Annotated in this window: 1 pseudogene; it reads left to right on the top strand. The window is 63.0% G+C overall.

From position 1 onward, the window contains the following. Positions 1-311, top strand: a pseudogene (locus XalbCFBP2523_RS17300) (hypothetical protein); the annotation flags it as partial.

The raw sequence follows: 311 nt of genomic DNA, 5'->3' as shown, positions 1-311 counted from the left end.
GGCTACGACAGCAAGAGCGGCAGCCAGACCTCGATCACCCACAGCGGGATCAGCGGTGGCGACCTGACGATCACCGATGCAGCGGGGCAACAAGCCAAGAGCGGGAAGAGCATCGCCGACACCCTGGCCGCGCTGAACCGCGACGTGCATACCGGGGACAGCGGTAATGGCTTGGTCAAGGACTGGAACGGGCAACAACTGCAACAGCAAGTGAAGGCTGGTGCGGAAATCATGGCGACGTTCGGGCAGCAGGCCAGTAAGGCGATTGGGGATTACGCCGAGCACAAGACGAACGAAGCGGCGGCCATGCG

Origin of the sequence: Xanthomonas albilineans (genome assembly GCF_002939705.1) — a bacterium.
Lineage (GTDB): Bacteria > Pseudomonadota > Gammaproteobacteria > Xanthomonadales > Xanthomonadaceae > Xanthomonas_A > Xanthomonas_A albilineans.
The sequence above is the reverse complement of the archived record's forward strand: the minus strand, read 5'-3'. Positions and strand labels throughout refer to the sequence as shown.